General features: G+C 39.7%; 4 protein-coding genes. 2 read left to right on the top strand and 2 right to left on the bottom strand.

Annotated elements, in window-relative coordinates; genetic code table 11:
- Window positions 1-86: 86 nt before the first annotated feature.
- The gene (repM, locus tag B4F08_RS14065) at window positions 87-1,001 is read left to right on the top strand and encodes a replication initiation protein RepM (RefSeq protein WP_004843977.1); all 915 of its coding nucleotides are present in this window, start codon (window positions 87-89) and stop codon (window positions 999-1,001) included.
- Between the two features lie 548 nt (window positions 1,002-1,549).
- Complete coding sequence (locus B4F08_RS14060; protein WP_291374878.1) at window positions 1,550-5,095, top strand: plasmid replication protein, CyRepA1 family; 3,546 nt, start codon at window positions 1,550-1,552, stop codon at window positions 5,093-5,095.
- 491 nt (window positions 5,096-5,586) lie between these two features.
- On the opposite strand, the gene B4F08_RS14055 is transcribed toward B4F08_RS14060, so the two are convergent.
- Window positions 5,587-6,411, bottom strand: a complete 825-nt coding sequence (locus B4F08_RS14055) for an Abi family protein (protein ID WP_069120319.1) — start codon at window positions 6,409-6,411, stop codon at window positions 5,587-5,589.
- Window positions 6,412-6,620: 209 nt separating this feature from the next.
- On the bottom strand, window positions 6,621-8,541 hold a 1,921-nt coding region (locus B4F08_RS14050), incomplete at its 5' end, for a hypothetical protein (protein WP_291374874.1).

Raw genomic sequence — 8,541 nt, 5'->3', positions numbered from 1 at the left:
CCCACCTTTAAGTCTACATTTTCCAACCTTGTGCCTACACTGTTTGTTAGTGTATGCTAATCTGATAATTACATGGGGAAGTCTCAGTGAAAAATGAGCTCGTAGTTAAAGATAATGCGTTAATTAATGCTAGCTATAATTTAGACACAACGGAACAACGATTGATTTTATTGGCAATTGTCCAAGCGAGAGAGTTAAGTAAGCATGTGGATGCTAATAGCACGCTAGAGGTTCATGCTCATCATTACATGAAGCAGTTCAACGTCGATAAACATGCAGCCTATGAGGGGCTTAAAAACGCAGCTAGCAACCTATTTGAGCGCAAATTCAGTTACAAGGGTATCCATGAGGGGACTCAACAGGAAAAGATAGTGAAATCACGTTGGGTTTCCAAAATAGCCTATGTTGATTCAGCCGGGATTGTAGAGCTCACTTTTGCACCTGATGTCATACCCTTGATTACACAGTTAGAGAAGTCTTTCACTGCTTATGAGCTGAAACAGATTAGCTCTCTCACAAGCAAATATGCAATTCGTCTTTACGAGTTACTGATTCAATGGCGTAGTGTTGGTAAGACACCTATGTTTGCGTTAGATGACTTTCGCTTTAAGCTTGGATTAGCAGAGAGTGACTATGTCAAAATGGCGAACTTCAAAGCCAGGGTACTCGATACAGCATTAAACCAAATTAATGAATTAACAGATATCATTGCTTCTTATGAGCAACATAAAAATGGACGTGTGATTAGTGGCTTCTCATTTACGTTCACAACAAAGCAGCAACCTAAGGAAGTCACTCACACCAAAGCCAAGAAGCTAACGGATAAGCAGATTCAATTTTTTGCCAACAAGCTAGCTCACCATGACCCATTTGCAAGCCAAAAAGCTGCAGTAGGGGAAAGCTATGCTGATCTAGAAAAAAGGCTTCTAATTGAATTAGAGGATGTTCAAAATGTTAGAAAGTATTCTGGTGTTCTAAAAGAGTTGGGATTAGAAGTTTAATGGTGAAATAAAATTAGTTGTTAAGTGAAACTAATTTGGTTTTGTTTTAGTTCTAATTTAAGTTAAGCTTTATAAAATCATATTTTAAACTATTTATGTAACAAAGCTAAATCCCTACTTCCTCTCGGATTGAGCAAAGCGAAAACCTAAGCTTTCGAAAGTCATGTCCTTGATTTAAATGGCAAAACCTGACATTGAAATAATTCTAAAATTAATCCATGCCAAAGCAGCAAGAAGTGGATTCAGGTTGGTATATCAATTTTTACTGAGTTAAAAAATCACTGACGTATTTTTATGTCAGTGATCAAACTTTTTTTTCAAAATCCCAACTTTTGGATAATCATTTTTTTTTTATTTGTTAATGTCCGTTACTGAGTACACGTCGAGGACATATAGCTGATTACTTAATGAATAGTGAGTGAGCTATAGACCTGACTGTATTCAAAAATATTGCTTCAGAAGTTAAAGTCTCATAAATAAAAAACCCCAATAGCTAAATCTTGTGGCGGAACTAGCTATCGGGGTCTGAAATACAGGAACATTGTAACGTGTTCAAAAACAATATACACGAATTTTTGTTAAATCTAGGCTACGAAACGAACAATTTACCGTTTCAATTTGTGCTAGAGAAACACTATCGAATCCCAAGTATCGGGAAAAGCAGAAAAAACCGTTCTACTGACGTTATTTTAAAAAGCAATGGTCTGTATCTGATCTATGATCATTCGACTGGCGAAAGCTACACGTTCAATCCTGAATGGAAGCAAGAACAGCAGAGCCATGATGCTGAGTATCTGCAAAAACGCCAATTAGAAATCGAAAAACAGCGCAAAGCTGAAGAAAAATCGAAGATCATTCAATTTGCATCAAAAGCCAATGAAGCCAAAGAGATTTGGAACAAGGCACAGCATTGTGAAGATCATCCTTATATGGCAGTTGCAGGGATTAAGCCAATCAATGCGCGAACAATGCCAGTGGTGAAAACTTCAGGCGGTCAGACTTTCCATAATCCGTTGATCATCCCTTTGTTTGATGTTCATTCACATGAACTTGTGAATCTGCAATTCATTACACCTGAAGGTGAAAAACGCCCATTATCAGGCGCGCAAAGCCAGAATTTTTACTTTGTCATCGAAGGTGCAGAACCGACCATTTTTGTTGAAGGTTACAAGGATGCTTGCAATGTGCATCTTGCAACTGGACGCCGTGCGATTGCGTGTATTACTGCTGACAAGATCAAGGAAGTCTATCCGATACTTGGGAAACAGCAGGACGCTATCCTTTCCGACAACGACAACAAAGCCAAGATCAATGATGATGGTTCAAGAAAGGTCTTACATAACAGAAAGCAGATCGCTGCTTATGGAAAGGGGCATAAGGTTGCAACTGAACTTGGTACAAGATTTTATCTAGCCCCTGAACTTGGTTCGGATGCGGGAAGCATGACGCATGATCAGATCAATGCACTGCTCAATGATAAAGCTACTTCAGAGCTGCCAATTTTTGACGTTTGGTCACAGTTAAAAGATCAGCCTTGCGATATTGATGCAAAATTATTGCTTAGTGCGCTGACAGATGAAAAAGATGCTCATCAATGCGCCGTTTTGGCTTATCAGTACATGATTAGAAACTCGGTGCATGTTCCCTATAGGAAAAGCCTAATTGAGCTTAGAAACGAAATAGAGCCGTTTTGTGTGGGCCGTGTTCATCCAGTCACTTTGGATAATATTGTGCTGTATGTTCACAAAAGAATTGAGTTCATCAAGACTCAAGGTCTAACTGCGGTCACGATTCAAGATTATAAAAATCATAATGTAATTAAATTAGATTCACTGGATCAGTTTAAGCCGAATTATCGCGGTGTATACCTGATCAAAGCGCCAACAGGATCGGGAAAGACTCAAAAAGTCGGACGACCTTTCCGCGACTGGTGCGACTCAAGCGGTTATTCACTCTTAACGATTGCACACTTGCGAAGCCTGATCCGTGAAATGGCTTCCCGTTTGAATACAGCCCATTATGACGATGAGAAAAAAGGCATAGCAGAAGCGCGTAAAATCGGTCTGGATGCTGCTTTAAGTCACTCGATTGAATCACTGTCTGTCTGTCTGCCAAGTCTGGCGAATGAGCTATTCAAGCCGTTCATTAAGAGCTGCAAGCACGTATTCATTGATGAGATCAGCCAAGTAATCGAAACTTTCAACAGTGACAAACTATTCAAAAAGACTGACATTGAACTTGTTTACAAGCTGCTGAAAACGGTCATTAAGAACGCTGAGTGTGTGATTGTTGCGGATGCCAATATTAACCAACAGACGTTGGATTTTATCGAGTCATGCCGACTGGGTGAAAAGCTGAATATTGTTGAGGTTGATCCAAAGAACGAAAACAAAACGGCTCACTTGTATAACAGCTTTGCAGAATTGCAGAGCTTCATGCTGCAACGGGTGATGGTAGAGAATCAAAACGCATGGATTACGTGCGATTCAAGAAGACATGTCCAGGCATTGCAGGCCATCCTTAATGATCTTGATGTTCAGAACATTTCTATCATTGGAAATGAAAACGTAAAAAAAGAAACAGCCGAATTTTTGAAGAATCCAGAAACAGAGTCTTTAAAATATCAAGTTGTCATTTCCACAAGTGCAATCGCTTCAGGCGTATCAATCGAGCATGATCATTTTGATTTTGTTGCTGGATTCTTTACGGGTTCAAGTGTTCAGCCTACTGATGCTTATCAGATGCTTGGACGGGTTCGCCAGTGCAAAGAGTTCCACTTGTTCGCGGATCAAAACCGCCGTTATGTAATGGATGTTCTGGACGCATTACAAGGAAAGCAGCAGGCTAGTGTCTTAGAGGGATCGAAAGCAAAAATCACAGAGTTCTCATTGTTTAAAACAGAACTTGAAAAGATACGGGAAACACGCCGTTCCAATTTCGCCAATAATCTGATTTGGATTCTGGAAAGCAAAAAGTTCACGGTTAAACGTGTGCAGCAGTTTGATGCTTCAAGTCATGCCGAAACTTTCAAATATACAAAAGACAAAATCAAAGCAGATCATCAAGACAAAATCAAAGCAGCTTATAAGATTGATGCAGAAACAGCGCAAAGACTTCAGCGCAAAGACTTCCTATCTGATCCTGAAGCATACGCCTTACAGGCTCATGAAATGAGGATGAAACTTGGTCTTGAATATGATGCAGAGTTGAATGATCAGCACTTTGATATTGATCTGGGTCAATTAATACGTTTTAACGCATTTATGGGCCGATTTAAGACAAGCCAGGACAAGACTAAGGACTTAGCAGTTAGACGATACCGCGAAGCTATGGCGAAAGTTTATAGACTCGCGTTTGATGGTGTGCTGATGCAGCCGAATGCAGTATTCACCGAAACAGGTGCAAAGGCACTCATTCAACAGGTCACAAAATACAGATTGTTGCTTGCTGCGATTGGTGCAATCCCGACTCGGTTCGGTGCGCCGTCATGGAAACCGTCCGAATACTCAGCCAGAGATTTAAATGAGATTCTGAAGCATATCGGGATCAATTCCAAACGATGCAGAAACCCCTTCAAGCTGCGTTTGAAAAGAAAATTAAGTGTGCAGATGCCCCATAATCTATATATAAGAATAGAGCCATCTGCACAGATAAGTGATGAATACGCATACAAGATTGATGCTGAACACTTCGTCATGATGCAGCAGCTTTGTGATTCTCTATTCAATGCCAGTGAACAGCAGATCGCGCCTGAAGATATGCAGCAGCTTGCTGATGTTGTCGCTTCAGTCGGGAAGCCTGACTTTGTTTCTGATGTTGTTTCTTTGGATGAGGTGCAGATTGATATTGCATCCGTTGCAGTCGTAACCACAGCATCAGAACAGCAGCTTGCTATTGAGCCATGCAATGACGCGGTATTCATTGATGTGATGCAGGAGCTTATGCGGTCAGACTTAACCCTTGCTGATTTGTACCGTTTGAAAGATTACGCAGAGCATTTACCGAAACAGCACGTTTCTGCTGGCAGTGCTCAACAGGTATTAGAGCTGGATTTAATCAATTCAATGATCAGTAGCCGGGCGTCGATTGGATAGCCTAAGCAATCATTCTTAGGCTATTTTGGTGATCAGGGCCAGAAAGACATTACGAGTATAATGTCCTTCAGGTTACTTTCGTTATTTACCGAAATCATTTCTATCTGCTTGATTGTCCAGTGGACCAGGTAGACAGCAAGTACGCACCAGAAACAGCAGATTCATATTTTTAATTATACCTTTCTACTATCATCGTATATACGAGAGCATTTAATTAAATTACATGGGAACTAATACCATGAATTCAAAGTTAATATTTCAGCAACTATGCCACTTTTAAAACTTCCAATTTATGTTCTCTAATTTTATTTATGACTTCCGTCATAATTATTATGTTGCAACATTTGCAACGTTATTGGTATGATTACCATGTAGTCTTACAGAACTGATGATTTGGTTCATAAGGTCTTTAACCCAAGGAGTGTTATTGACTGGTATCTGTAGGCAGAGATACGAAAAAGGCCGATCAGTAATGACCGGCCTTTTTCACGTCAGCACGAAAATTCCCTAATCCCATCATTTGATGCCAGGTGTAATAACCTTTGGTATGACTTTGTCGCTTTGTAATGCTCTAAGGTATCAGCACATAACCACGAAAGCAGCTGTAACGCATAGCGGATCTCATTATTCAAACGCTTGATTACTTCTACTTGATTAGTTGGTTCATATATTAAAATTTTACCGGTACCCTTTTCCTTCACGTCACTGAATTTCCATACTGGTTCTAAATGTGCCAATCGGTTTCTCCAGTCTTTGACCGTTTTAATACGATCAATGATCATCTGGTGATGCTTGTCTGGCACCATGTTGGTAAAGTTTTGGAAGATGATAGGGAATAGCTTATGCCAATCTATCAAATCGCCATTATTGTATTTCTTTGCTGATAATACATAGGTCCATTTTCCAAATTCGAGTTTTGACACGATGATTTGTGGCAGCAACTTTAGGTCTGTTTCTCCTTTATGGGTGATCTTTCTAAATGCTTTTCCTGTTTCGGTATAGATTGGTCTGCCTTTTCTATCCTGTTTAGGAACACCATTAGGGTCAACATCCACAAAGCTAAAATATTCATACCATCTGAAGTTGCTTTCAACTTTTTTCGGGAACTTTGCTGATACTTCTTCGCTTAATGCTACGTGTATCCTATTTCTTAGGCACACTTCAATCGTACTAAGCAGAATATACAGCTCTGATGATAAAGCTTGATTCCAGTGGTAGTAGTGAAGGCAGTCATCATCTGTGCCGCATTTAAATATCCTCCTGTATGAAGATAATCTATGGCTACTTATTGATTGAATAATGTAGGATTTTGGCATTTTATAAATTGTATTGATCGAATTTTTTTATTATAAATCAATTCACTAATCTTAGTGTACATCAAATAAATCAGGACAAATTAAGCTAAAGATTACTGTTATAATCTTTAGTTACTCTATTCTGATAATGCTCGAAAGAGAGAAATTACTTTTGACACCATTTCCGATGTTGTTAGGGAAGCATTAAAAAATCCCGTTGGCTGATTTCTTTAAGGACTTTCAAAGTTAAAAGTATTGGCCAGCTCAGGGTCTAGGCTTTGATCTACTCTAAGCTCGCTATCGCTCGGTTGAGACGTGATGTTGTTAGGTTTTGGAGATTTGACCGCCTCAAGGGTTGATTTCATACTTTCAAAGTTGTCTAAACAGGCCTTGTATGCGGATATTTCGTCCTTAAAACGTGAATTTTGTGGCTCTAAAACAACATCACATTTCAAATTTTTGAGCATCCTTTCGTCATTTTTTATGATTTTTTCTATTAGCTCATAGTCACTTTGGTTCAGCATATTTCTTGCCCGATTCATGTAATCGTTAAGTTTTTTTGACTTCCTGCTAATTATATGAATAACATCAAATTTTCTACCATGCTGATAGGCATAGTCTTGCTGCGCTGAAAACTCTTGATGTGCAAGCGCATAGTCAGGATAGTAGGCATCACCTCGTAGGTATTTAAAATCAGTTGCAGGCTTTGGCTTTAGACGTATTTTCCTGATTTCTGTTGCTAGTCGATCAAACTCTCGAGCAAGCTCATGACACTCCTCATTTGTGTCTTTAAGTTGCTTACCGAGGAGATTAATGTTTCTATTTCTTCGCTGTAATCCTGTGGTGCAGACATCTGCGACACTTTCAAGAGTGCGGTCTTGAGCTGTGTCTTTTCGTCTTTCAACTCCGTTTGCACTATATTTTTTAGCATACTCACTAAGTCCTGATCCTCTGAGACCTTCATCCATAATTTTTGATATTGAGTGCTGAAATTGGCTATTAATTTCTGCTGAAAATCTGCTGAAAAATTCCCTTGCTCTAGCTTTAAAAATTCCAATTTCATCTGAGAAATTAATTCCTTCCTTGTTTCGTTCTCCTCTTCCAAGTTGCTGATTTTGTTGTTCAAGTCTTGTTGTAGTTTCTTGTATAAATCCAAGGTGGTCTTTAATGAACTGTTTTCCTGCATCAAGAAGGCGTTTTGTTGACTCAATAATTCGTTTTGTTCTGCTAGGTAGTAGTCGATTTCGGTCTGCATCACTTATCTCCTTTGGTTGTTCAAAGTATTGATTTGACTTTGTATTGTTTGTGAATTCTGTTGAATCATTTCTTTTTGTGCTTGGATTGTCTTTAGGTTTGTACTGGACAGATAGGTTGTATATAAACTCATTAAAAGCATCAGCACTCCAACCGCTATAACTCCCAATGCCGCGTACTTGGCTTTCTGCGACTGTAATAGTGACAGGATCTCTGTCTGTACGAACTCCGCTTGGCTCTCTATCGCTTGATTTATTTGAAATTGGATTAGGACTTGGATTTGCTTCTGATCTATCGAAATGCTGTTTATCGCCTTGTCGATCTTGGCCTGCAGCGCTTGGACTGAGACGGAAAGCGTATTGATTTTCGATAAATCTATATGTGATAGCTGACTTTTGATGGTCTCTAGCTGCTCCAGATAGCCCGCCATTGTCGTTTTCAGGGGTTGGGGTGACAGGTTCTCTATCTCGGTCGAAATCGAGATTAAATTCGATTCTATGGCTTTGATCGTTTCCTCCATCCTGTTTAAAAGCATGGTGCTTTGCATGATAGGCAGCTCGCTTTGCTCTGTGAGAGTCAAGAAGTCTCTCAGCGTCTTTGATAGCAGCTGCAAGCTCGCATTCAGTTGGTCTGCTTCCTTCCGCCTCTCTAAGCCGCTCTGCATAAGCTCCAATTTCGAAGTCTTCATGATAAAAATCCCCTCTCAGGCGGTGCGTGGTTTCTTTTTCGTTGTCTATTTTGACTGAGATATAGTCCTTCCCTGCTTTTACTGACTTCACTCCATTGAGGTGCTCAATCTCCGCAATAATGTCGCTTCGGTTCTGAATCTCCCCTTTTTTCAGCAGCTCTCGGATCTGCATGTCTATAAATTTGTAGAACTGCTTTTTTTTCAGCTTC

It is taken from the genome of Acinetobacter sp. UBA6720 (assembly GCF_002454215.1).
Taxonomy (GTDB): Bacteria; Pseudomonadota; Gammaproteobacteria; order Pseudomonadales; family Moraxellaceae; genus Acinetobacter.
This window is presented reverse-complemented; position numbering and strand designations above follow the sequence as displayed.

Excerpts from the sequence above, each read along its gene's own strand:
- B4F08_RS14055 (WP_069120319.1), bottom strand. The coding sequence starts at position 6,411 with ATGCCAAAATCCTACATTATTCAATCAATAAGTAGCCATAGATTATCT.